21 protein-coding genes are annotated in these 22,031 nt (G+C 62.3%); 13 read left to right on the top strand and 8 right to left on the bottom strand.

The window, feature by feature from the left end:
* The first annotated feature begins 80 nt into the window (after positions 1–80).
* On the top strand, positions 81–1,301 hold the full coding sequence (locus tag ABXS05_RS02465; protein ID WP_367622784.1) for a cytochrome P450: 1,221 nt from the start codon (positions 81–83) through the stop codon (positions 1,299–1,301).
* A 316-nt stretch (positions 1,302–1,617) separates the two neighbouring features.
* The gene (locus tag ABXS05_RS02460; protein ID WP_367622783.1) at positions 1,618–3,417 is read left to right on the top strand and encodes a peptidoglycan DD-metalloendopeptidase family protein; all 1,800 of its coding nucleotides are present in this window, start codon (positions 1,618–1,620) and stop codon (positions 3,415–3,417) included.
* A 92-nt stretch (positions 3,418–3,509) separates the two neighbouring features.
* Here ABXS05_RS02460 and ABXS05_RS02455 read toward each other — a convergent pair whose 3' ends face one another.
* The gene (locus ABXS05_RS02455) at positions 3,510–4,376 is read right to left on the bottom strand and encodes an ATP-binding protein (RefSeq protein ID WP_311935977.1); all 867 of its coding nucleotides are present in this window, start codon (positions 4,374–4,376) and stop codon (positions 3,510–3,512) included.
* Between the two features lie 411 nt (positions 4,377–4,787).
* Here ABXS05_RS02455 and yajC point away from each other — a divergent pair, with 411 nt between their 5' ends.
* The 5 genes from yajC (at position 4,788) to ABXS05_RS02430 (ending at position 9,103) form a co-directional block, all read left to right on the top strand.
* The gene (yajC, locus tag ABXS05_RS02450) at positions 4,788–5,138 is read left to right on the top strand and encodes a preprotein translocase subunit YajC (protein WP_311935980.1); all 351 of its coding nucleotides are present in this window, start codon (positions 4,788–4,790) and stop codon (positions 5,136–5,138) included.
* A gap of 132 nt (positions 5,139–5,270) precedes the next feature.
* Positions 5,271–6,869: a protein translocase subunit SecD gene (gene secD / locus ABXS05_RS02445; RefSeq protein WP_367622782.1), complete on the top strand. Its 1,599-nt coding sequence runs from the start codon at positions 5,271–5,273 to the stop codon at positions 6,867–6,869.
* Positions 6,870–6,890: 21 nt separating this feature from the next.
* Positions 6,891–7,832: a protein translocase subunit SecF gene (secF, locus tag ABXS05_RS02440; RefSeq protein ID WP_311935986.1), complete on the top strand. Its 942-nt coding sequence runs from the start codon at positions 6,891–6,893 to the stop codon at positions 7,830–7,832.
* A 6-nt stretch (positions 7,833–7,838) separates the two neighbouring features.
* Positions 7,839–8,219 carry an Mth938-like domain-containing protein gene (locus ABXS05_RS02435; protein ID WP_311935989.1) on the top strand — a complete coding sequence of 127 codons (381 nt, stop codon included), beginning with the start codon at positions 7,839–7,841 and terminating at the stop codon, positions 8,217–8,219.
* Positions 8,216–9,103, top strand: coding sequence for a phytoene/squalene synthase family protein (locus ABXS05_RS02430; protein WP_367622781.1), 888 nt, complete (start codon positions 8,216–8,218; stop codon positions 9,101–9,103). Before ABXS05_RS02435 ends, ABXS05_RS02430 begins: the two co-directional genes overlap by 4 nt.
* Before the next feature lie 22 nt (positions 9,104–9,125).
* Here ABXS05_RS02430 and ABXS05_RS02425 read toward each other — a convergent pair whose 3' ends face one another.
* The 3 genes from ABXS05_RS02425 to ABXS05_RS02415 all read right to left on the bottom strand — a co-directional run bounded on the left by ABXS05_RS02425 (position 9,126) and on the right by ABXS05_RS02415 (position 11,599).
* Positions 9,126–9,584, bottom strand: a complete 459-nt coding sequence (locus ABXS05_RS02425; RefSeq protein WP_367622780.1) for a tetratricopeptide repeat protein — start codon at positions 9,582–9,584, stop codon at positions 9,126–9,128.
* Between the two features lie 172 nt (positions 9,585–9,756).
* Complete coding sequence (trmFO, locus tag ABXS05_RS02420; protein ID WP_367622779.1) at positions 9,757–11,169, bottom strand: methylenetetrahydrofolate--tRNA-(uracil(54)-C(5))-methyltransferase (FADH(2)-oxidizing) TrmFO; 1,413 nt, start codon at positions 11,167–11,169, stop codon at positions 9,757–9,759.
* 274 nt (positions 11,170–11,443) lie between these two features.
* On the bottom strand, positions 11,444–11,599 hold the full coding sequence (locus tag ABXS05_RS02415) for a DUF1127 domain-containing protein (RefSeq protein WP_082979542.1): 156 nt from the start codon (positions 11,597–11,599) through the stop codon (positions 11,444–11,446).
* Between the two features lie 647 nt (positions 11,600–12,246).
* On the opposite strand from ABXS05_RS02415, the gene ABXS05_RS02410 reads away from it, so the two are divergent.
* On the top strand, positions 12,247–13,341 hold the full coding sequence (locus ABXS05_RS02410) for a hypothetical protein (RefSeq protein ID WP_367622778.1): 1,095 nt from the start codon (positions 12,247–12,249) through the stop codon (positions 13,339–13,341).
* Here ABXS05_RS02410 and ABXS05_RS02405 read toward each other — a convergent pair.
* Both ABXS05_RS02405 and uvrA read right to left on the bottom strand, forming a co-directional pair.
* Positions 13,261–14,061, bottom strand: coding sequence for an extracellular solute-binding protein (locus ABXS05_RS02405; RefSeq protein WP_367622777.1), 801 nt, complete (start codon positions 14,059–14,061; stop codon positions 13,261–13,263). The genes ABXS05_RS02410 and ABXS05_RS02405 overlap by 81 nt on opposite strands.
* Positions 14,062–14,260: 199 nt before the next feature.
* Complete coding sequence (gene uvrA, locus ABXS05_RS02400) at positions 14,261–17,185, bottom strand: excinuclease ABC subunit UvrA (protein WP_367622776.1); 2,925 nt, start codon at positions 17,183–17,185, stop codon at positions 14,261–14,263.
* A gap of 144 nt (positions 17,186–17,329) precedes the next feature.
* Between uvrA and arfB the strand changes: the two genes are divergently transcribed.
* Positions 17,330–17,755 carry an alternative ribosome rescue aminoacyl-tRNA hydrolase ArfB gene (gene arfB, locus ABXS05_RS02395; RefSeq protein ID WP_367622775.1) on the top strand — a complete coding sequence of 142 codons (426 nt, stop codon included), beginning with the start codon at positions 17,330–17,332 and terminating at the stop codon, positions 17,753–17,755.
* 40 nt (positions 17,756–17,795) lie between these two features.
* On the opposite strand, the gene ABXS05_RS02390 is transcribed toward arfB, so the two are convergent.
* On the bottom strand, positions 17,796–18,452 hold the full coding sequence (locus ABXS05_RS02390; RefSeq protein WP_367622774.1) for an HAD-IA family hydrolase: 657 nt from the start codon (positions 18,450–18,452) through the stop codon (positions 17,796–17,798).
* Between the two features lie 132 nt (positions 18,453–18,584).
* Between ABXS05_RS02390 and ABXS05_RS02385 the strand changes: the two genes are divergently transcribed.
* Together ABXS05_RS02385 and ABXS05_RS02380 are read left to right on the top strand one after the other, a co-directional pair.
* Positions 18,585–19,115 (top strand): regulatory protein RecX, encoded by a 531-nt coding sequence (locus tag ABXS05_RS02385; protein WP_367622773.1) that lies wholly within the window; start codon positions 18,585–18,587, stop codon positions 19,113–19,115.
* Positions 19,116–19,180: 65 nt separating this feature from the next.
* Positions 19,181–19,660, top strand: a complete 480-nt coding sequence (locus ABXS05_RS02380; RefSeq protein WP_367622772.1) for a DUF2938 domain-containing protein — start codon at positions 19,181–19,183, stop codon at positions 19,658–19,660.
* Positions 19,661–19,664: 4 nt separating this feature from the next.
* Here the strand turns inward: ABXS05_RS02380 and ABXS05_RS02375 are convergent, their stop codons facing one another.
* Positions 19,665–20,156, bottom strand: a complete 492-nt coding sequence (locus ABXS05_RS02375; RefSeq protein ID WP_367623422.1) for an MEKHLA domain-containing protein — start codon at positions 20,154–20,156, stop codon at positions 19,665–19,667.
* Positions 20,157–20,363: 207 nt separating this feature from the next.
* Here ABXS05_RS02375 and ABXS05_RS02370 point away from each other — a divergent pair, with 207 nt between their 5' ends.
* Together ABXS05_RS02370 and ABXS05_RS02365 are read left to right on the top strand one after the other, a co-directional pair.
* Complete coding sequence (locus ABXS05_RS02370) at positions 20,364–21,251, top strand: dihydrodipicolinate synthase family protein (protein ID WP_367622771.1); 888 nt, start codon at positions 20,364–20,366, stop codon at positions 21,249–21,251.
* A gap of 76 nt (positions 21,252–21,327) precedes the next feature.
* Positions 21,328–21,987 (top strand): GntR family transcriptional regulator, encoded by a 660-nt coding sequence (locus ABXS05_RS02365; protein WP_311936031.1) that lies wholly within the window; start codon positions 21,328–21,330, stop codon positions 21,985–21,987.
* Positions 21,988–22,031: the final 44 nt, after the last annotated feature.

Raw genomic sequence — 22,031 nt, 5'->3', positions numbered from 1 at the left:
CGGGACTGGCAGCCCAGGTCTGATTTCAAGATCGCCTCTGGTCGCTCAGTCAGAACCGCAACTCGGTTGGGGGATTTGAGATGACCGAACAGACAGCACAACAATTCAATTCAGATATTCCAACATTTAGCATTGCCGAACTGGATCAGGACACGCACGCCCTGTTCCGCAAATTTCGACCGGAAACCCCCTTCATCCGACGGGACGACGGGCCGCTCTTCGTCCTGCGCGCCAAGGACGTCGTCAGCCTCACCACCGACGAGCGCACCCGCCAGATCGAAACCGAACTCCTGCAATTGAGGGGGGTCACATCCGGACCTCTGTTCGACTTCTACGACAAATGCATGCTGCTTTCGAATGGGGCTGCCCATAGGCGGCGGCGCGGCCCGATGGCGCGAACCTTCGCCTTCAAGATGGTTGCCGAGGTCCGCCCCAAGGTGCGGGCGATGGCAGAAAAACTGATCGACCAGCATTACGAGGCTGGCGGGATGGACCTGTTCGAGGACTATTCGGCGATCATTCCGGCCCATACCGTCGCCGCCATTCTGGGGATGCCGGAGGCCGACATTCCGAAATTCGCGGATTGGATCTATGTCATCGCGCGCAGCCTGGGCACGTCCTGGACGGAAAAGGACATTCCCGAGCTCGAGGATGCCTGCCGGCAGATGACGGATTACATGTATGAGCTGGTCGCGGAACGCCGCCAGAACCCGCGCGGCGATTTCCTGTCCGACTATATCGCCGCCATCGACGAGAATCCGGAGATGACGCCGCTCGAGGCGATCATGCAGATCATCATCGTGGTGCTGGGCGGCAGCGATACCACGCGGGCCTCGATGGCGATCCAGATTGCCCTTCTGCTCAAGCATCGCGACCAGTGGCAAGCCGTGTGCGACGATCCCAGCCTCATTCCCGGAGCGGTTTCCGAGGCCCTGCGATTCGAACCCTCGGTCGCGTCGCTGCCGCGGCTGGTGCTGGAGGAGATCGAGATCGGTGGTCACACATTGGCGCCGGGATCGCTGCTGATGCTCTCCACCATGTCGGCCTTGCGCGATCCCGATGTGTTCGGCGAGCCGGATCGATTCGACATCAGGCGGACGGATCATACACGCTGGCACTATGTCTTCGGCGGCGGCGCCCATCGCTGTCTGGGTGAAGCCCTGGCAAAGGCGGAGCTGGAAGAAGGGTTGGCAGCGCTCGTCAGCCGTATTCCTCAAGCCAGGCTCGTCGGCAAGCTGAAAGTCGAAGGTCATGGCGGCATTCGCAGTGCCGAGGACCTGCGCCTGGAATGGTCGCGTTGAGCCATTTGTGAGTCGCGCCGGTGAAGCTGATTCCCTGTGGGCGCCGGCGCGGCAACTCTTTAACGCATGGGGCAAGGCCAACCCTGTCCCCTGATTGTGATCGCCTGTCGGAGAACCCGTAGCAATATGATGCGGTTGCTTGAAAAGCACTGCAATCTCAATGGCGTGGGCGGAACAGGCTCCGAGGTGTCCGCTCGCCTGCAATCGGCGCCGTTCCCGGATTTTGTCCAAATTGAGTCCAGCTCTTAAGGCGTTGTTTACCCCAATAGAGGCTTAATCACCCCATCTTCTTCTCAAGCGTGGGTGTGAGCGTCCTATGCGTTTTCCGATCGAATTGATCCGTTCGCGCCACTTGTCGCGCGTCGCCGTGATCGCCCTGGTGGCTGGCCTCGCAGCAAGCTGCAGCGACACATCGAGGTTCGCCCAGAACCCCTTTTCCAATCCGTTCACCTCGAGTGACAACCAGTTGGCCTATGCCCAGCCGCAGCCTTCCAAGGCGAGGCCGCGCTACGACAACTCCGGCTATGCCGTCAACACCGTGCCGGCGGCGGGTGTGGTCGCCTCGCAGCCGCTGCCTCCGGTCGGTGCCGTGGCACAGCGCAGCGCGCCTTCCACGCAATATCGTCTGGCGCGCGGCGAGCAGCCGATCGTAACCGGCGCGATCTCCACGCCTGCACCGCAGATCGGCGGCTTCAAAGCGGGGGGGTGGACCGCCACGGGCGGAACGCCGGTTACGGCCGCTGCCGGAGAGACCATCAACACGCTCTCCAACCGCTACGGTGTGCCTTCCGACGCGATCATGAAGGTCAACGGGCTGACCTCCCGTTCGCTGACGCCCGGGCAGCAAGTCATCATCCCTGTCTACAATGCGGCCCAGAATGGCAATGGCGCAGTGACGACAGTTGCTGCTACCGCCGACCAGCCTTATCCGGGCGATGTGCCCGAGACGTCACGCGGCAGCGTCGGCGAGGTCAAGGTTCGCCCTGTTGCGACCACGCCGGCCGCCGGTGCGAAGCCGAGGCCGGCCGCCGTCGCTGCTGCTTCCGGCATTCATGTCGTCAAGCCAGGCGAGACGTTGACCTCGATCGCCAAGGCCTATGGCACGACGCGCCCCCGCCTTGCCAAGGAAAACGGCATCGATGAATGGATGAGCGTCAAGATCGGCCAGAAGCTGGTCGTGCGGGGTACGGCCCATGCCGCGGCGGCGGTGCCGGCACCGGCTGCCGAGGCAGTCGACAACCGCCCGCCGCGTGACGTGCCGGTCGCTGCCGCCGTTCAGCCGAGGCCTGTGGCTGCTCCCAAGCCGGTGCAGGCGGCGCGTGCCGCAACTCCGGTGCCGGTGAAGACCGCCAAGACGCAGAAGTCGATTGCCGCCGAGGCGATGCAGGTTGCAGCCCCGCATGGGCAGGCCGTCAAGACTGCCACCGTCAAGCCGGTGACGGTCAAGCCGGTTCAGACGGCGAAGGTCGCTCCGGTCGACGCCAAGGCCAAGCCCGCTCAGGTCGCGGCCGCCAAGCCGATCGATCCGACCAAGGCGAACAAGCTCAAGGCTGAGAAGCTGGCTGCTGCCAAGCAGAAGGTGCCGGCCAGCAAGCCTGCGCAGGTGGCGGCTGCCAAGCCGGTCAAGCCTGCCGAAGTCAGCCAGCCTGCGCCGGTTGCAACCGGGACGATCTCGCCCTCCGCGAGCCTGCCCCAGCAGGCTGCTCCCGCCGCGGAACTGCCGAAGGATGCCAATGCCGCTGCGTCGGGTAACCCTGAGTTCCGCTGGCCGGTGAAGGGGCGCATCATCCAGAACTTCGGGCGCAACAGCGACGGCATCAATATCTCGGTGCCGGAAGGCACCGAGGTGAAGGCCGCCGAGGATGGTGTCGTCGCCTATGCCGGCAACGAATTGAAGGGCTATGGCAACCTGATCCTGATCCGCCACGCCAATGGCTATGTCACGGCTTACGGCCATGCCAAGGATCTCGACGTCAAGAAAGGCGAAACCGTCCGGCGCGGTCAGACCATCGCGACCGCAGGCCAGACAGGCAACGTGACCTCGCCGCAGGTGCTGTTCGAAGTACGCAAGGGTGCCGCGCCGGTCGATCCGACCCGCTATCTCTCAGGCACCTGATACCGAAATCTGCTTCTCCGCGAGACCCCGAAGCAGCTCGAGTGGCCCGGCAGCGATGTCCGGGCCACTTTTCATTGAGCCGACGGAACAGGTCAGCTCAACGCCTTGCCCAGGCGGCCGGCAAGATCCTGCACATATTGCCAGGCCGTGCGGCCCGAGCGGGCGCCGCGGGTCGTCGCCCACTCCAGCGCCTCGGCCCGCATGGTGTCACGATCGAGGTCGAGGCCGAAATGATCGGCATAGCCATAGACCATGTCGAGGTAATCGTCCTGGCTGCAGCGATGGAAGCCGAGCCACAGGCCGAAACGATCGGAGAGCGACACCTTTTCTTCCACGGCCTCGCCGGGATTGATCGCGGTCGATCGCTCATTGTCGATCATGTCCCGAGGCATCAGGTGACGCCGGTTCGAGGTCGCGTAGAAGATGAGATTGTCCGGGCGTCCCTCGACGCCGCCTTCCAGCGCTGCCTTGAGCGACTTGTAGGAGGTGTCGTCGCTGTCGAAAGAAAGATCGTCGCAGAACACGATGAAGCGATAGGGGGCCTTGCGGGTGAGATTCATCAATTCGGGAAGGCTGTCGATGTCCTCGCGGTGAATCTCGATCAGCTTCAGGATGCCACCGACCTTGGCGTTGATATCGGCATGGGAGGCCTTCACCAGCGACGACTTGCCCATGCCGCGGGCGCCCCAGAGCAGGGCGTTGTTGGCAGGCAAGCCGCGTGCGAAGCGCTCGGTGTTGTCGACCAGGAGATCGCGCACCAGGTCGATGCCCTTGAGCAAAGGCATGGCGACCCTGTTCACCTTGGGCACGGGCTGCAGATATTTCTCACCGGCCTGCCAGATGAAAGCCTCGGCAGCGTCGAAGTCGGCCTTGATGGCGGCGGGGGGCGCCAACCGCTCCAGGGCGTCGGCGATACGGGCGAGCAAGTGCGGCAATTCTCGGGATGAAAAGTCAGTCATGGCAACCAGATGAGATGAACGTGAGTAAGCCCTTCGTCTCTAACGCGCCGGCGAGGCGCTGAAAAGCGGCGGCATGCCGCGCCTGCCTCCAAGTGCGCGGCAATGCCTTGTGCGAAACCCCGGGCGGATCTCGGCAGAACGATGCCGTGGCAAGGCCGGTGCCTGTTCGCTGCCACTTTTAGGACGGGGATGCGATTGAGGATAGGGGATGCGATTTCCTGGCCGCCACCCAGCAGCGCCTGGTCAAATCGGTGATGCCGGAATGGACGGTTTCCCACACCGTTGGCCATGAATTTTTCGTCATGTGCTGGGCGAAAGTGGCGTTCTGTTTGCTTTCGGTGGCTGGTTCACTATATTCCGCGCGAATTCGCGGCCGGGCTGTCCCGGCCGCTTCTCTTGAGAGGCGATCCCATGTTCACGACACCAGCCTTTGCCCAGGCAGCCCAGGGCGGCGGCGACCTGTTCTCCAGTCTCGGCGGTACGCTGCTGCTGCCGATCGCGATGTTCGTGATCTTCTACTTCCTGCTGATCCGTCCGCAGCAGCGCAAGGCGAAGGAACAGGCGGCTCTGCTCAAGGGGATCCGTCGTGGCGACACCATCGTGATGTCGGGTGGCATGATCGGCAAAGTCACCAAGGCGGTCGAAGGCGAGTCCGAGATCGAGGCCGAGATTGCCGAAGGCGTTCGCGTGAAAGTCATCCGCGAGATGGTGGCCAGCGTCCGCTCCAAGACCGAGCCGGTGAAGAAGTCCGAGGCGGCCTGAGGCCTTTTGGGGTAATTCCCCTCTTTGGCTTCGATCACAAGACACGATAAGAGACTCAGGATAGGGTCGGCGCGGTTCTTTATCTCCCGACTGTCCTGAGAATAGCCTGTCAAGGCTCGGAATTGCTCCGCTATGCTGCACTTTTCTCCCGCCAAGACGGCTTCGGTCCTTCTTACCTTGCTGATCGGCCTATGGCTGGCCGCACCCAATCTAATGCCGGCCAATTGGGTCAAGGCCATGCCGTCCTGGCTGCCGCACAAGACGCTGACACTCGGGCTCGATCTCCAGGGCGGTTCCTACTTCCTGCTCGAGATCGACAAGAATGCGGTGATCAAGGAACAGGTCGCCAGCCTGCGTTCGCAGGCGCGCCAGATCCTGAACGACAACAAGATCCGCAGCCAGGCCGCTCTGCAGGGGCGCGGCATCCTGGTGACGCTGCCCAATCCGGCCGACACCGAAAAGGCCGTCCAGCTGCTGCAGGTGCTGGGCAATCCGGCCGACGGCAATCTCTTCGGCACCGGCAACCGCACCGCGACCATCACCTCCTCGACGCCGGGGCAGGTCAGCGTGGCATTGACTGATGAAGGCCTGCGCGACCGCATGACCCGCATCGTCCAGCGTTCGGTGGAGATCGTCGGCAATCGCGTCAACCAGACCGGCGTGGTCGAGCCGATCATCCAGCGCCAGGGCGAGGATCGCATCGTGGTGCAGCTGCCGGGTCTGGATGATCCGGATCGTTTCAAGAATCTGCTGGGCCAGACGGCCAAGCTCGAATTCCGCCTGGTCGATCTGAGCATGCCCGTCGATCAGGCCATGCGGACCCGCCCGCCCGTCGGTTCCACGGTCCTGCCATCGTCGGATGGCGGCCAGAACTATCTGATCGAAGACCAGGTGATGGTTGCCGGCGACGAACTGACTGACGCCCAGGCGAGCTTCGACCAGAACACGCGTGAGCCGGTCGTCTCCTTCCGCTTCAACACCAATGGCGCGCGCCAGTTCGGCCGCGTCACCACCGAGAATGTCAACAAGCCCTTCGCCATCGTGCTCGACGGCAAGGTCCTGTCGGCGCCGGTTATTCGTGAGCCGATCACCGGCGGCTCGGGCCAGATCTCGGGTAATTTCACCACACAGCAGGCGCAGGATCTGGCGCTGCTGCTGCGCTCGGGTGCCTTGCCCGCGCCCATGACGGTGATCCAGGAACAGACGGTCGGCCCGGGCCTCGGCCAAGCCGCCATTCGCGCCGGTGAGATGGCCGCCCTGGTCGGCTCGATCCTGGTCATCGGCTTCATGATCGCCAGCTATGGCCTGTTCGGCATCATCGCCTCCGTCGCCGTGGCGCTCAATGTCGGCATGATCTTCGGCATCCTGTCCCTGCTCGGCGCGACGCTGACCTTGCCGGGTATCGCCGGCATCGTGCTGACGGTCGGCATCGCCGTCGACTCCAACGTGCTGATCTATGAGCGCATACGCGAGGAGGTGCGTGCCGGAAGAACGGTGCTGATGTCACTCGATGCCGGCTTTGCCCGAGCGCTGGCGACCATCCTCGATTCCAACATCACCACCTTCATTGCCGCCGCCGTGCTGTATTTCGTCGGTACCGGCGCCGTGAAGGGATTCGCGGTGACGCTGGGAATCGGCATCATCACGACGGTGTTCACCGCCTTCACGGTCACGCGCCTGTTGGTTTCCTGGTGGTATCGCGGGGTCAAGCCTCGTTCCATCCCGATTTGATAGATTGATGGAGTGAGCGCGGTGCGCCATCTTCGCATTGTTCCCGACAATACCAGTTTCGGCTTCATCCGGTTCCGGCGTATCAGCTTTCCGATTTCGGCCGTGTTGTCGATTCTGGCTCTGGTGCTTTTCTTTACCCACGGCCTGAACTACGGCATCGATTTCAAGGGCGGCATCGCCCTTGGCGTCACGGCCCAATCGGGGCAGGCCGATGTGCAGGCCATTCGCGACAAGCTGGCGCCGCTTGGGCTGGGCGAGATCCAGATCCAGAGTTTTGGCGACAAGGGACAGGTGCTCATGCGCATCGCCCTCCAGCCGGGCGGTGATGCCGAGCAGAATGCGGTTGCCGAGAAGGTCAAGCAGACGCTGGCACCCGACTATATCTCCGGCAAGGACGACCAGATCCAGATCATCGGTCCGAGCGTTTCGCAGGAACTGGTGACGGTCGGTACCGTCGGCATTTTCGTCGCCATTCTGGGTATTCTGATCTATTTGTGGTTCCGCTTCGACTGGCAGTTCGCCGTCGGTGCCATGATCGCCAACGTCCATGATATCGTGCTGACCATCGGCTTCATGTCGGTGACGCAGATCGATTTCGACCTCACCAGCGTCGCCGCGCTGCTGACCATCCTCGGCTATTCGCTCAACGATACCGTGGTGATCTATGACCGTATTCGCGAGCTCCTGCGCAAATACAAGAAGAAGCCGATGGATGAGCTCCTGGACGAGTCGATCAACGCCACGTTGTCGCGCTCTGTGATTACCCACGTCACCGTGGCACTGGCCTTGCTGGCCCTGCTTCTATTCGGGGGGCACGCCATTCACAGCTTCACCGCCACCATGCTGTTCGGTGTCGTGCTGGTCGGTACCTACACCTCGATCTTCATTGCCTCGCCCGTCCTGATCTATCTGGGCCTGCGTCCTGGCAGCCATGAGACGGCAGGCGGCGACAAGCCGGAGTAAGCTGTCATGACCGGAGGCGAACGCCGCTTCCTGCCGCGCGTGGCGCCGATCGATGCCTATGGCACCGGCGGCTTCCGCTTTGCGGAGATGTCGCATCGCGGTTCGCTTCTGTGCCTGCCCTCCGGCATGCATGCCTGGCCAGTGACGAGTGCAGCGGAGTTGTCGGCAAAGGCGTTCGAACCAGTCTTCGCCGAAGCCGATGCCATCGAGATCCTGCTCGTCGGCACCGGCCCCGACGTCGTTTTTTTCCCCGAGGCACTGCGCTGGCGTTTCCGCGATCTCAAGATCGTCGTCGATGCGATGCCGACCGGCGCGGCGACCCGCACCTGGAACGTCCTGCTCGCCGAGGATCGTCGCGTCGCCGCCGCCCTGATCGCCGTGCCATGAGCGCCGATCGCCCGGCCAATGCCCTGGCCAATTCCAATATCAGCATGAGCAACGAAGCCTATTGCGCGAGCCTGCTGCGCGAACATGACCGCAATCGCTGGCTTGCCAATCTGTTCGCGCCGGCCGAGCACAGGCGCGCCCTCAATGCGCTTTACGCCTTCAACAGCGAAATCGAGCGCGTGAGGGACATGGTGTCGGAGCCTCTGCCGGGCGAGGTCCGGCTGCAATGGTGGCGGGACCTGCTGGAGGGGCAGGCGAGGGGGCAGATATCCGGACACCCGGTTGCCTCCGAACTTCTGGCCGCGATCGATCGCTACCATCTGCCAGCCTCGGCGCTCGTAACCCTGATCGACGCCCACACGCACGACCTCTATGACGATCTGCTGCAGAGCATCACCGATCTGGAAGGCTATTGCGGCGAGACCTATTCCAGCCTTTTCCGTATGGCCAGCCTCATTCTTGCCGATGGCGGTGACCCCGGCAGTGCCGATCTTGCCGGGCATGCCGGCGTGGCCTATGGCATAGCCTGCCTGATGAAGCAGGCCGCCCGGCATGCGGCCAGGGGGCAGATCTTCGTGCCGGCCGATCTCGTGCTGAAGCATGGAACGGCTCGCGAGGACCTGCTGAACGGCCGCAACACCGGCGAGATGCGGGCCATGTTTGCCGAGCTTGCCGGGGTAGCGCTGCAACATCTGGGCACGTCGGAGCAATTGCTGTCTGCCGCCCCCAGTGCGATTGCGCCCGCCTATGTCGGTCTTGCGCTGGTCGGCCCCTTGCTCAGGCGCATGACACGGCCGGGGTTTGACTGGTTTCGCCATGAGGCCGGCTTGCCGCAATGGCGCAGTCAGTGGCATCTATGGCGTTTTTCACGCAGGCTGCGTTAGCTCGGAATAGGGCTGCCTCGGACTATTTCGGTTTGGCAGCCTGGGCCAGCGCCTTCTCCAGGTCTTCACGCTCCTCGCAGCCACCGGGGCAGAGCTTGACCAGGGCTGCGAGATTTTGCTGCGCCTTGGGAAGGTCGCCATTCTCGATAAAGAGTTCGCCCTGATATTCCAGAGTCCCCTTGTGAGTGGGATCGATGGCGAGCGCCTTCTCGTAGAAGGTTTGGGCGGTCTTGCGGTCACCGCTCTTGCGCAGGCTGTAGCCGAGCAGATTGTAGACGTCGGGGTCTTTCGATCCGCTATCGGCCAAGGGTTGGAGAGCCGCTATGGCGGCCTTGTAGTCCTCGGCCTTGATCTGGGTTCGGATAGAGGCGAGATCGGGCGTCGCGGCGGCGGGGGTGTCGGACGAAGTGTCGGCAGCCAGGGCCGGGCCTGCAACGAGGAGCAGGGTCAGGACGGATGCGAGGCCATGGAGGCGGAGCATTGCAGGATCCTGTTTGCTGATGGCGAAGCGGGATTACGAACGTCGTCGATCGGACCTTTAGTCCCGCCATGATGCGGACAGGGCGGGAACCGAGAGCAGGCTACATCGTTATCGAACCCGTGCCCATCCCGCTTCTTGTCCCGGGACGGGAATCGCCTGAAGCAAATGGCCGCTAGGCCGGGAGTTGTTCGCCGGCCGTCGCGTTCTTCCAGCTCTCCAGGGCTTCCAATGCCCTGGCGCTCACCGCTCTCTTCTTGGCAAGGGCCTTTTCGCTGCCGCGCAGGCGTTTTCCACCTTCCCCCTTGGGAGAGATCTCCAAAGGAGGGAACAAGCCGAAATTGACGTTCATCGGCTGGAAGGAGCGCGGTCCCGCTTCTTCGCTGACGAGGTGACCACCGGTGATGTGGTTGAGCAGGGCGCCGAGCGCCGTGGTGGGCGGCGGTGCCGTTACCGGCTGGCCCAGGCGTTCGGCGGCGGCGAAGCGGCCCGTCATCAGGCCGACGCTCGCGCTCTCGATGTAGCCTTCGCATCCGGTGATCTGGCCGGCAAACCGCAGGCGTGGCTGCGTCTTCAAACGCAGCGTCGAGTCCAGCAATACCGGCGAGTTCAGATAGGTGTTGCGATGCAGCCCGCCCAGACGGGCAAATTCAGCATTCTCGAGCCCCGGAATCATGCGGAAGACCCGAACCTGCTCGGCATATTTCAGCTTCGTCTGGAAGCCGACCATATTGTAGAGCGTGCCGAGTGCATTGTCTTGCCGCAACTGCACGATGGCATGTGGCTTGACCTCGGGATTGCGCGGATTGGTCAGGCCGACCGGCTTCAGCGGCCCGAAGCGCAGGGTTTCGCGACCGCGTTCGGCCATGATCTCGATGGGCAGGCAGCCATCGAAATAGGGCGTACCCTCGAATTCCTTGAAGCCTGTCTTGTCGCCGGCAAGAACGGCGTCGAGAAAGGCTTCATACTCCTCCTTGCTGAGGGGGCAGTTGATATAGTCGGCACCGGTGCCACCCGGGCCCGGCTTGTCGTAGCGCGACTGATACCAGGCGATGTCCATGTTGATGGATTCGCGATGCACGATCGGCGCAATCGCATCGAAGAAGGCGAGCGACGTCTCACCGGTCAAGGTCGCGATCGCATCAGCAAGAGGCTTGGAGGTGAGGGGACCTGTGGCCACGATGACATTGTCCCAATCCGCAGGCGGCAGGCCGTCGACATGTTCGCGGCGGATCTCGATCAACGGATGCGATGTCAGTCGTTTCGTCACAGCAGCCGAGAAACCGTCCCGATCCACCGCGAGGGCTCCGCCCGCCGGAACCTTGTGGCTGTCGGCACAGGCCATGATCACCGAATCCAGCCGCCGCATTTCCTCGTGGAGCAAGCCGACCGCGTTGGTCTCGGCGTCATCGGAGCGGAAGGAGTTGGAGCAGACAAGCTCGGCAAAGTCCGTGGTCTTGTGGACCTCGGTCGGCTGAACTGGCCGCATTTCGTGCAGGATGACGGGAACGCCTGCCCGGGCAATCTGCCAGGCGGCTTCGGAACCGGCGAGGCCGCCGCCGATGATATGAATGGGATCGATGGTCATGCCCGGCTTTTAGACCATCAGGGCCAGCTATTGAAGCGTTGACCCAACAAAAAGCCGCCCTGAAAGGGCGGCTATGTGGCACTCGGCCCTGGTCCTGCAAGGCGGTGCCTACGACTTTTCGCTTAGGCTCGACATTGTCGCTGCCCGATCGCCTGTCGGCATACCACCAACTGGCAAAAGCGATACGACTTTCCACTGCAAAAGGCGGACGCGCGGGTGGATCGTCGAAACTGTACCAATGAGCCGTGCAGCCCATTGGTCATTACCTGCAAGGTTAGGCGCGGGCGGCCTGACGCGCGATTGCGCGAACGTCGGCAGGGTTGATACCGATGTCGGCCAGATCGCGTCCGTTCAAGCGCCTGAGCTCGGCCAGCGTCTCGCGCTCACGGCGCCAGATGCGGACACGTTCGATCAAAGCTGCGAACAACATGATAAGGTTCCTCTTCTGCGAGCTTGCGTTGAAGCGAATTCCTCAACGCCGCTCACATTCCCTATATGCCGTTTTTCCCTCGAATGAGGTAGATGCTGCGCTGCACAACAATCATGCAATTTGTGCATACCGTAATGCCGCCATTGTTAGAAAACTGTCAAGAATGGCCAGAGCTGCCTCGTTGTGATGCGTGATGTGCATATCTTGTGGCGTTTTGGCGCCTATAACCCTTCAGGGCTGCATATCAGAGACGAAGAGGCGGTATCCGTTCGAGTACCACCTGACGCAGCCGATCATACCGCTCGGTGCACTCAGCAGGGGTCAGAACTAATTTCGCGCCCAAGAATGCCGGCCGAGGCTTAATCGGCGTTACCCCACCAGTAGTACCGCCATACACCAAAGTTGGACTTGGCTTCCCAAGGAGCAGGCGTGCTATAGGGGGCTCGAAAAATAAGAATAAGAAATAGCCTGCATCGTATTGGATTGCGAATTTCCGAGATTGTTTTTCAATATAAAATTTCAATAAATTAGAAGATCGATACATAATATTTTTAAATTGGAGTGATTTTCTTGTTTTTATTGGGTCCTGAGCTTACGTGACGCCGAAGCGCGCCAAACCCTTGGAAGGTTAGCGGGAAACTGGAGCAATGACGACGAACGGTTCAGGAGATGGCTCGGGGATACGAGCCCGAAAATATCTGCTGGTTGCACGGATCGGGCCGAAGAGTCTTCACGCAAAGTGGCTGGCCCCTGGTGTGGATAGACTTTATGACGTTTTCCTCAGCAGCTACGATACGGGCTTGCCCGTTGTTCGCGGAGATGGCGTTTATTTCGAATACCGATCTGGCAAAAAAGTCGCGGGATATGACGGCTTTTTGCGCGAGCACGCGGAGTTTATTGGTCGATATAAGTATATATTCTTTCTCGACGAGGACATTGATGCGTCCCCGACTTCTATAAATGGAATTTTTTCTCGTTGCGACCAGTATGATCTCAAGATCGCTCAACCGGCGCTGACATGGGATAGCTATTTCACCTATGCCTGCCTGCTTCGGCAGGGGCGGTATGTCCTGCGATATCTCAATTTCGTGGAGATGATGTGCCCGGTCTTCCGGCATGACGTTCTCGAGCGGATCGCGCCGCTATATGCCCTGGGTTATGAAAGCGGCATTGACCTGATCTGGTGCAATCTCGTCGCCGAGGGCTCCCGCGACTTTGCCGTGATCGACGAATTCCCGGTCCGGCATACCGAACCGGTCGGCGGCAATAAGAGTGCCAACGGTTTTGCCGACGGGCGCCTCTATGAGGATGATATCCACGCCATTCTTGGGCTATTTCGCCTGCCCTGGCTGCGGGCCACGCCATTCTCGGCCGTTGGCCGGTCAGGACGTGAGACGAAGGGCCGAACAAGCCTGCTGCTATGGGCCCTGATCCTGCTTGCAGCAGCGCCGCTGCGCAGACCGGTGGCAGGGCGCCTGCGCGCTATTCTGGTTCATTGGCGCCATTTGTGGCTGGGAGCCGCCGGCAATATCTCTACAAAATTTCCCGCTGGCATTGCCGGGAGATCGGCTGGCGCCGGTGCACGCACCACCCGAAGGCCGATGGAAATGACAGGGCGGCACATGCCAATGCCGGGAGCACTGCCGGTTCCTTCGCTTCGTTCAGGGTTGAGACGGCAGGCCGACCGGCGCGAAACCATATCTGCCGAAAGTGGCCTGACCTTCCGGCGAGAGGATCGCTAGCATCAGCGCCACGGCAGCGGCATTGTCGGCATGCCCCAAGGCCAAGCCATATTCGGGGCCGGTCTCATAGGCTTCGGGCACCTGGATCACTTCCAGGTTCGGCGTAGCCGCCTTGCGTTGCGCCGCGCCGCTGCAATAGCCCATCATCACGTTGATCTGGCCGCTCTTGAAGCCGTCGGCAATCGGATCCTGTCCGGCGGGAACAGGAGCGGTCGAGCCACCAACGATCTTCTGGGCTTTGGCATCCAGCTTGGCGAAGGCTCCCGGGTTTCGCTTGTCGATCAACTGGAACATGGCCCAGGTGTAGTCACCGCCGGGATCGGCCTTGGGCGTGGAAGTGCCGAGCTTCACGGCAGGATCGAGCAGGCGCTCTGCAAAGTTGGAGCCGGCGAGCTTGGCTTCCGGCAGGGCGAAAGCGCAAAGCCGGTTGCGGGTGAACATGACGACGGCGCTCGCCCGGCCATCCTTCTGCAATTTGAGAGGGCTGGCCATGTCCGCCGAGGCCAGGATGTCGACCTTGTCGCCCTGCTCGATCTTTTCCCGCATCAGGCCCGAAGGACCGAAGTCCGTATGCACCTTGATGCCGCTCTTCTTGCTGAAATCCTGGGCGATGTCGGTCAGCACCGCACGCAGGCTGCCGGCGCCATAGAGCACCACCTCGTCGGCCCGGGCAGCGGCACTGCCGAGGACCAGACTAGCGGCGAGCAGGATCCTGAACATTTGCTTCTCCCGGAAACGGAGCGGTCGCGCCGACTCGCTATATATGAATGGCTATAGCGTTAACCGGCGAAACACTTGTTTGGCAATGGGAGATCGGGCCGCGCCTGGGAAGCGCAACCCGGGGCGCGGAATCTCCCCGGCTCTTGGCTGCGCATGTCCGCGGGAAGCTGGAATGCAGGCGAGGGCGCCTGCCCAGGGGTTATTCGGCTGCTTCGCCTCGGCGCCCCTGGGGGCGACGCTCCATCACCTCGCGTAGGAAACGCCCGGTGTGGGAACGTGGCTCCCGGATTATCGCTTCCGGCGTGCCTTCGGCAACCACCTCGCCGCCGCCATCGCCGCCCTCCGGCCCCATGTCAATGACCCAGTCGGCCGTCTTGATGACTTCGAGATTGTGCTCGATCACCACCACGGTATTGCCCTGGTCGACCAGTTCATGCAGCACTTCCAGCAGCTTGGCGACGTCGTGGAAATGCAGGCCCGTGGTCGGCTCGTCGAGGATGTAGAGCGTGCGCCCGGTCGAGCGACGCGACAATTCCTTGGAAAGCTTCACGCGCTGAGCCTCGCCACCCGACAGGGTGGTCGCCTGCTGGCCGACCTTGACATAGCCCAGGCCGACCCGCGCCAGTGTTTCCATGGTGTTGCGGATGGTCGGCACGGCCTTGAAGAACTCGGCTCCTTCGTCGACCGTCATGTCGAGCACGTCGGCGATCGACTTGTTCTTGAAGCGCACGTCCAATGTCTCGCGATCGTACCGCTTGCCCTTGCAGACGTCGCATGTGACGTAGACGTCGGGCAGGAAGTGCATCTCGATCTTGATGACGCCGTCGCCCTGGCAGGCCTCGCAGCGTCCGCCCTTGACGTTGAAGGAGAAGCGCCCCGGCAGATAGCCGCGCGCCTTCGCCTCGGGCAAGCCCGCAAACCATTCGCGGATGGGCGTGAAGGCACCGGTATAAGTTGCGGGATTGGAGCGCGGGGTGCGGCCGATCGGCGACTGGTCGATGTCGATGACCTTGTCGATCAGTTCCAGGCCGTCGAGCTTGTCATAGGGGGCAGGGTGCTCCAGCGCGCCGTTTAGCTTGCGGGCGACGGCCTTGTAGATGGTATCGATCAGCAGGGTCGACTTGCCACCGCCGGAAACGCCGGTGACGCAGGTGAACAGGCCGAGCGGCACCTCGACCGAGACATCCTTGAGATTGTTGCCGCGGGCGCCGGTGAGCTTCAGCGCCTTGCCCTTCTGGCGCCGGCGCCGTTCGGTCGGCATGGGGACCGAGAGCTGGCCGGTCAGATATTTGCCGGTGAGGGAAGCCGGATTGGCCATCACCTCGGCCGGCGTGCCCTGGGCTACGACTCGCCCGCCATGCACGCCCGCGCCCGGACCTACATCGACGACATGATCGGCCTGCAGGATGGCATCCTCGTCATGCTCCACCACGATGACGGTGTTGCCGAGTTCGCGCAGGCGCCGCAGCGTTTCGAGCAGGCGCTCGTTGTCGCGCTGGTGCAGGCCGATGGAAGGCTCGTCCAGCACATAGAGCACGCCGCTGAGGCCGGATCCGATCTGCGAGGCGAGGCGGATGCGCTGGCTCTCACCGCCCGAGAGCGTACCGGAATTGCGGGCAAGCGTCAGGTAATCCAGGCCGACATCGACCAGGAAGCGCAGGCGCTCGCGAATCTCCTTGAGGATGCGAACAGCGATCTCGTTCTGCTTGGTGTTGAGCTCGGCCGGCAGCGCTTCGAACCAGTGCTGGGCCTGGCGCACCGACATCGCCGAGATCTCGCCGATATGCTTGTGCGTGACCTTTACCGCCAGGGATTCGGGCTTGAGGCGAAAGCCGGCGCAGGCCTTGCATGGCGTGTTCGCCATGAAGCGCGAAATGTCCTCGCGGGCCTGTTCGGAATCTGTCTCCTTCCAGCGCCGCTCCAGATTGGTCACCACGCCTTCGAAAGCCTTGCGGGTCTCATAGGAGCGCAGGCCGTCATCAAAGGAAAAGACGATCTGTTCCTCGCCCGAACCGTAGAGGAACACCTGCTGCACCTTTTCCGGCAGGTCCTTCCAGGGCGTGGTCACGCCGAATTTGTAATGTTTGGCGAGCGCGTCGACCGTCTGGCTGTAATAGGGGCTGGTCGACTTCGCCCAGGGCGCCAGCGCGCCCTTGCGCAGCGACAATGTCTCGTCAGGCACCACCAGCACGGGATCGACCGTCATCTCGGTGCCGATCCCGTCGCAGGACGGGCAGGCACCGAAGGGATTGTTGAAGGAGAACAGCCGCGGCTCGATCTCCGGAATGGTGAAGCCGGAGACGGGGCAGGCAAATTTCTGGCTGAACATCACGCGCTTGGGCGAGCCGTCGGCCTCCTTCTGGTCGGCGAGCTCGACCACGGCAATGCCGTCGGCGAGTTCGAGCGCCGTTTCGAAGGAGTCGGCCAGACGGCTGGCGATGTCGGCGCGCACCACGATGCGGTCCACCACCACGTCGAGGTCATGCTTGAGCTTCTTGTCGAGGGCAGGGGCGTCGGCGATCTCGTAGAAGGTGCCGTCGATCTTGACGCGCTGGAAGCCGCGCTTGAGGAAATCGGCGAGCTCCTTGCGGTATTCGCCCTTGCGCCCACGCACGACGGGGGCGAGCAGGAACAGGCGGGTGCCTTCCGGCATAGCCATGACCCGGTCCACCATTTGGCTGACCGTCTGGCTTTCGATGGGCAGGCCGGTCGCCGGCGAATAGGGAATGCCGATGCGGGCCCAGAGCAGGCGCATATAGTCATAGATTTCGGTGACCGTCGCCACCGTCGAGCGCGGATTGCGCGATGTGGTCTTCTGCTCGATCGAGATGGCGGGCGACAGGCCGTCGATCTGGTCGACGTCCGGCTTCTGCATCATCTCGAGGAACTGGCGCGCATAGGCCGACAGGCTCTCGACATAGCGGCGCTGCCCTTCGGCATAGATGGTATCGAAGGCAAGCGACGACTTGCCCGAGCCGGAAAGGCCGGTAAAGACTACCAGCTTGTCGCGCGGGATTTCGAGATCGACATTCTTGAGATTGTGCTCGCGAGCGCCGCGCACGGTAATGAAGCGGCGATCGGCAGGCGATGGAACAGCGCTGCCGGAGGTGGGGCGGCCAGACATACGGACGATCCTGTGGGCTTTCAGCCTGAGATAGGCGCTTTGGCTCGCAAATTGAAGGAGGGTGTACGAAAAGACAAGAACAATTCGTGAACTTATCCGCAGAAATTAGCGGCGGCGCGCCAAGCCATACGCTATGCAGGCCGGATGATCGAGATCACACCAACTCTGTCCATCGATGAGCGCGAGATCGTCGAGGATTTCGTACGCTCCTCCGGCCCTGGCGGACAGAACGTCAACAAGCTGTCGACGGCGGTGCAATTGCGTTTCGACATCCGCACTTCGCCTTCACTCCCCAATGAGGTTGCGATCCGGGCTCAGAGGCTCGCCGGGCGCAAGCTGACGCAGGATGGGGTTGTCGTCATTCTTGCCCAGCGTTTCCGCACCCAGGAGCGTAATCGCGAAGATGCCCGCGAGAGGCTGGTTGCGCTTCTGCGCGAGGCGGCGACGCCGCCACCGCCACCCCGCAAGGCGACCAAGCCCTCCAAAGCCGCCAAGGCGCGGCGGCTTGAGTCGAAATCGCGTCGCTCGAACGTCAAATCGCTACGCGGCAGCAAGATTTCGATGGATTGAGATCTGGAAGCGCGCCGCTACCGACCGCCATCATCCTGGCTCATGCCAGGATCAGCGCCTTCACCTCGTCCATCGTCTCGGCGATGTGATCGGCGCCGGCCGCTACCAGGGTTTCCTCGCTGGGGGGCATATGGTGCAGGCCGCCGACGAAGCCGATCGCCGTCATGCCCGCGGCCTTTGCTGCCTTGACGCCGACCACGCTGTCTTCGACCACGACGGTGTCGGCGGGATCCGCGCCGAGCGCCTTTGCCGCATGGAGAAACAGATCCGGCGCCGGTTTCCCCCGCGCCACCAGCTTCGCGCTGAAGATGTTGGGATAGACCAGTTCGAACAGGTTGGTGATGCTGAGGCCGAGACCAAGCTTGGCAGGTGGGCTGTTGGAGGCGACGCAAAAGGGCATAGGCAGGCTTTGGAGCACGTCGCGCACGCCTGGAATGGGTTCCAGACGCTCTACATAGGCCGCTCGCAGCATACTGCGCGTGGTTTCGGCATGGTTCGGCGGCAGCTTGAGTCCGAAATCGTGCTCGAAGCGCTCCTCCAAGGCCTCCTGGGTCAGGCCGAGGAAACGCTGCATCACGTCATGCGCGGTGACTTTTACGCCGAGGGCCGACAAGGCCTCGGCCTCGACTTCGGCCGACAGGATCTCGCTGTCGACGAGAACACCATCGCAATCGAAAATCACCAGAGAGAAGGACATGGGAACCGCCTGATCCAAGAAGACGTGCAGAGGCCGGCGTGCCGCGATTCTTGTCAAGCCAGGTCCGAGCGGGGGGATGATGGCGCGTGGCCACGAGTTCCGGCAAGTTCTTTCCAACGATTCGAGGCTGCCATGTCCATCATCCCGTCGCTGAGCCGCGAAGAAAGCTGGATGCGCAAGTCCGCGCTCCATTATCTCGGCCAGCGATCGACCAGCGTCGCCAACCTCCGTCAGGTCCTGCAGCGAAGGGCACGCCGCAAATTGGGTCCGGAAGCTGACGTCGCCGACCTGATCGAGCGCACGATCGGCTATTGCCGGCAGCTCGGTTTCATCGACGACGCCAGTTTTGTGGAGGCACGCCTTCACGCCGGACGCAGCCGGGGCCTTTCGGCGCGCCGGATCGGCGCTGCCCTGGCTGCCAAGGGCGTCGATCGCACTTTGGTGGCTGAGGCTCTTGCGGGAGAGGAAAGTGACGCAGCCGAAGAAAGGGCTGCTGCACGGCTGGCACAGCGCCGGCGCATCGGTCCCTGGCGCCGGACGGACAAGGAAGCCGAGATCGAACGGGAAATCGCTATATTGGCACGCGGTGGCTTTGCCGTTTCGCTGGCACGCCGCATCATCATCGCGGATCCCGACGAAATCCGCGCTCTTCTCGAAATTTGAAATCTTGCGTCTGCCGAGCGCAGCGTGTTTTGTATGATGAATACAGTCCTCTTGGCGGAATCGGCATGTTCGAACTTTTCTGGCGCGGCGTTGCGATCGGCGTTGGTGCAACGATCCTGATGGATCTATGGGCGATCCTGCTGCACAAATTCTTCGGTGAGAACCTGCCGAACTGGGCGCCTGTCGGCCGTTGGTTCTGGCATCTGAAAGAGGGCCGCGTCTTCCATGACGATATCGGCAAGGCCGCACCCTATGCCCATGAATTGGCGTTGGGCTGGATTGGCCATTACGTGGTCGGCATTCTCTACGGCGTGATCCTGGTGGTCTTCGCCGGAGGGGCCTGGCTGGCGAATCCGACATTCCTGCCGGCCTGGATCCTCGGCATCGTCACGGTGGGGGCTGGCTGGTTCTTGCTGCAACCCGGGCTCGGCATTGGCTGGGCTGCGTCGAAAACGCCCAGTCCCACCAAGGTGCGCCTGCTCAATCTGGTTGCGCACACGGTATTCGCGATCGGCCTGTGGGGAACGGCCCTGATCATCCGCTGACGGATCAGGGCAGGTCGCGCCAGGAGGCGAACATGGCGGCCTGGCCATGGCGGATGCCGGCCTCGTCGATGACCTCCCAGACGGTGGCATTCTCTATGAAGAAGCGCCGGCCCGATTTGGCGATGCGCACGCCGCGATAATCGGCGATGAATCCCTGGCTCCTGACCGTATCGAGCAGGCGCTGGCGTTCGTCTCGATCCGGAAATTCCGCCGATAGACGGGATGGCAATTGCGTTAAATCCTCCCAATCATATTCAAAACAAGCCTGTACAGCCTTGTTTCCATAGATGAAAATGGGATCGGGCTGGGTGTCGTGGGCCAGGAGGCAGAAGGGCGCCTCGGCATAGAGCCATGCTGCGTCTGGCCGGCTGCCTGGCAGGGTTTGAAAAAGCCCGTGCCCCATCAGGCGACAGAGGCTGCGGTCGAGCAGGGCAGCAAAATCCGCATTGCCGGCAAGGTCCGGCCAGGTCGCGGCGAGCCCAAGGGGGAATGTCATGATCGGATGGCGGTTGAAGGGATGGAGCCGTGCGACCGGCTCGCCGAAGCGAGAGCCGCTGGATGACGTCGCGAATGTCGTCGCCTGACGGCAATCGGTCAAGCCTGGCAGCGGAAAATGATCGGACAAAATTTCCCGTCCGACTTGCGACTGACATGTCAGTCTGTTATCGATAATTGCATATTGAAAATTCGATGGAAGACTGGGATGACGCATCAACGGTTCGGCCTTTCGGCGGCATTGACCACACCCTTCGATGGCCAGGGGCAAGTTGACGTCACCCGTGCTGTCGCCCATGCGCGCTGGTGCCTTGCCAATGGTTGCGGCAGCGTCACGTTGTTCGGCACCACCGGGGAGGGAGCCTCGATCGCTTCCGCTGAACGCGACATCCTGCTGTCGGGCTTCCTGGCTGACGGCGTCGAGGCGCGGCAGATCGTGGTCGGCGTGATGGCAAATGCCATTGCCGATGCCGCCGCTCAGGCGCGGCAGGCGCTCGATGCCGGTTGTCGTGGCGTGCTTCTGGCACCGCCTTCCTATTTCAAGGGATTGCGGGATGACGGCCTGTTCGCCTGGTTTGCCACCGTGTTCGAGGCGATCGGGCCGAAGGCGAGGGGCGTCTATCTCTATAACATTCCCTCGGTTACCGCCGTGGAGCTTTCGGTGGACCTGATCGGGCGGCTGAAGCAGGCATTCCCGTCAGTGGTGGCCGGCGTCAAGGATTCCTCGGGCAATTGGCCGTTTACCCAGTCCCTCCTGGAAACCCATGGCGACCTCGCCATCCTGATCGGCGATGAGCGAGGCCTGGCGGCCGGCGTGCGTCTGGGCGGGCAGGGGGCGATCTCCGGCATGGCGAATATCTGTCCCGAGCGCCTGCTCCCCATGGTTCACGAGGGGCGGGACGATGCGGGGCTGGTCGCCTTCGTCGACGAACTCGTCCACTATCCGGTCATCCCGGCCGTCAAGGCGATGGTTGCCTATCGTACCGGCGATGCGGCATGGTCGGCCACAAGGGCGCCGCTGGTGACGTTGCCCGAGAATGATGCCAAGAAGCTGGCGGGCCTGTTTGATCGCATCGGACAGACGAAGGTAGCCTAAAGGCGTCACAATCGAGGCTGGAGAAAGGTGCGATTCGGCAAAAATCGCATTGCTCCGGACCAGGGAGGGGGGGCGAATGGAGGAAGGCGGCGAACCGCTGCGGTTGCGGGAAAAGGCCTATGCCAGTTTCACCCGCCACCTGCTGGCGCGTGATGTCCGTCCCGGCCAATTCGTATCCCAGCGCGAGCTGGTGGCCCTGACCGGCCTGCCGCTCGGCGCCATCCGCGAACTCGTGCCGCGCCTGGAAGCGGAGGGCTTGCTCTCCACCATCCCCCAGCGGGGCATCCAGATCGCCCATATTGACCTCAACCTCATCAAAGACGCCTTTCAGTTCCGTCTCTTCCTCGAAAAAGAGGCCGTGGCGCTTTTCACAGTGTCGGCGTCCGATGGCCTGCTGGCGAAGCTGCGCCGCGAGCACGAGGACATGCTGGCCCGGGGACTGTCGGAGGATCTGGCACCGGAGATGGTGGAACAGGCGCAGGCGACCGACTGGAACCTGCACGACACCATTATCGACTCCATCGGCAACGAGATCATCGCCAAAGCCTACCGCGTCAACTCGATCAAGATGCGCCTGATCAACCAGGAGCGTTTCCGTATCGACGGTCGCGTGGTGCCGGTGATGCGCGAGCACCTTGCCATTCTCGATGCCATCGAGAGCAGAGAGCCGCAAAGGGCAGTGGACGCCATTGCCGAACACATCAACAACGCCCGTGCCCTGGCGCTGAAGGTCTAGCGCCGGGACGACCCACGAGACAGACGATCCAGAAGAAGCTTTGG

Source organism: Labrys neptuniae (genome assembly GCF_040797145.1).
Classification (GTDB): domain Bacteria; phylum Pseudomonadota; class Alphaproteobacteria; order Rhizobiales; family Labraceae; genus Labrys; species Labrys neptuniae.
This window is presented reverse-complemented; position numbering and strand designations above follow the sequence as displayed.

Excerpts from the sequence above, each read along its gene's own strand:
- ABXS05_RS02390 (WP_367622774.1), bottom strand. The coding sequence starts at position 18,452 with ATGTCCTTCTCTCTGGTGATTTTCGATTGCGATGGTGTTCTCGTCGAC.
- ABXS05_RS02385 (WP_367622773.1), top strand. The coding sequence starts at position 18,585 with ATGTCCATCATCCCGTCGCTGAGCCGCGAAGAAAGCTGGATGCGCAAG.
- secD (WP_367622782.1), top strand. The coding sequence starts at position 5,271 with ATGCTGCACTTTTCTCCCGCCAAGACGGCTTCGGTCCTTCTTACCTTG.
- ABXS05_RS02455 (WP_311935977.1), bottom strand. The coding sequence starts at position 4,376 with ATGACTGACTTTTCATCCCGAGAATTGCCGCACTTGCTCGCCCGTATC.
- arfB (WP_367622775.1), top strand. The coding sequence starts at position 17,330 with ATGATCGAGATCACACCAACTCTGTCCATCGATGAGCGCGAGATCGTC.
- ABXS05_RS02465 (WP_367622784.1), top strand. The coding sequence starts at position 81 with ATGACCGAACAGACAGCACAACAATTCAATTCAGATATTCCAACATTT.
- ABXS05_RS02435 (WP_311935989.1), top strand. The coding sequence starts at position 7,839 with ATGACCGGAGGCGAACGCCGCTTCCTGCCGCGCGTGGCGCCGATCGAT.
- ABXS05_RS02460 (WP_367622783.1), top strand. The coding sequence starts at position 1,618 with ATGCGTTTTCCGATCGAATTGATCCGTTCGCGCCACTTGTCGCGCGTC.
- uvrA (WP_367622776.1), bottom strand. The coding sequence starts at position 17,185 with ATGTCTGGCCGCCCCACCTCCGGCAGCGCTGTTCCATCGCCTGCCGAT.
- ABXS05_RS02405 (WP_367622777.1), bottom strand. The coding sequence starts at position 14,061 with ATGTTCAGGATCCTGCTCGCCGCTAGTCTGGTCCTCGGCAGTGCCGCT.
- trmFO (WP_367622779.1), bottom strand. The coding sequence starts at position 11,169 with ATGACCATCGATCCCATTCATATCATCGGCGGCGGCCTCGCCGGTTCC.
- ABXS05_RS02410 (WP_367622778.1), top strand. The coding sequence starts at position 12,247 with ATGACGACGAACGGTTCAGGAGATGGCTCGGGGATACGAGCCCGAAAA.
- ABXS05_RS02380 (WP_367622772.1), top strand. The coding sequence starts at position 19,181 with ATGTTCGAACTTTTCTGGCGCGGCGTTGCGATCGGCGTTGGTGCAACG.
- ABXS05_RS02370 (WP_367622771.1), top strand. The coding sequence starts at position 20,364 with ATGACGCATCAACGGTTCGGCCTTTCGGCGGCATTGACCACACCCTTC.
- ABXS05_RS02365 (WP_311936031.1), top strand. The coding sequence starts at position 21,328 with ATGGAGGAAGGCGGCGAACCGCTGCGGTTGCGGGAAAAGGCCTATGCC.
- ABXS05_RS02425 (WP_367622780.1), bottom strand. The coding sequence starts at position 9,584 with ATGCTCCGCCTCCATGGCCTCGCATCCGTCCTGACCCTGCTCCTCGTT.
- ABXS05_RS02415 (WP_082979542.1), bottom strand. The coding sequence starts at position 11,599 with ATGTTGTTCGCAGCTTTGATCGAACGTGTCCGCATCTGGCGCCGTGAG.
- ABXS05_RS02430 (WP_367622781.1), top strand. The coding sequence starts at position 8,216 with ATGAGCGCCGATCGCCCGGCCAATGCCCTGGCCAATTCCAATATCAGC.
- ABXS05_RS02375 (WP_367623422.1), bottom strand. The coding sequence starts at position 20,156 with ATGACATTCCCCCTTGGGCTCGCCGCGACCTGGCCGGACCTTGCCGGC.
- yajC (WP_311935980.1), top strand. The coding sequence starts at position 4,788 with ATGTTCACGACACCAGCCTTTGCCCAGGCAGCCCAGGGCGGCGGCGAC.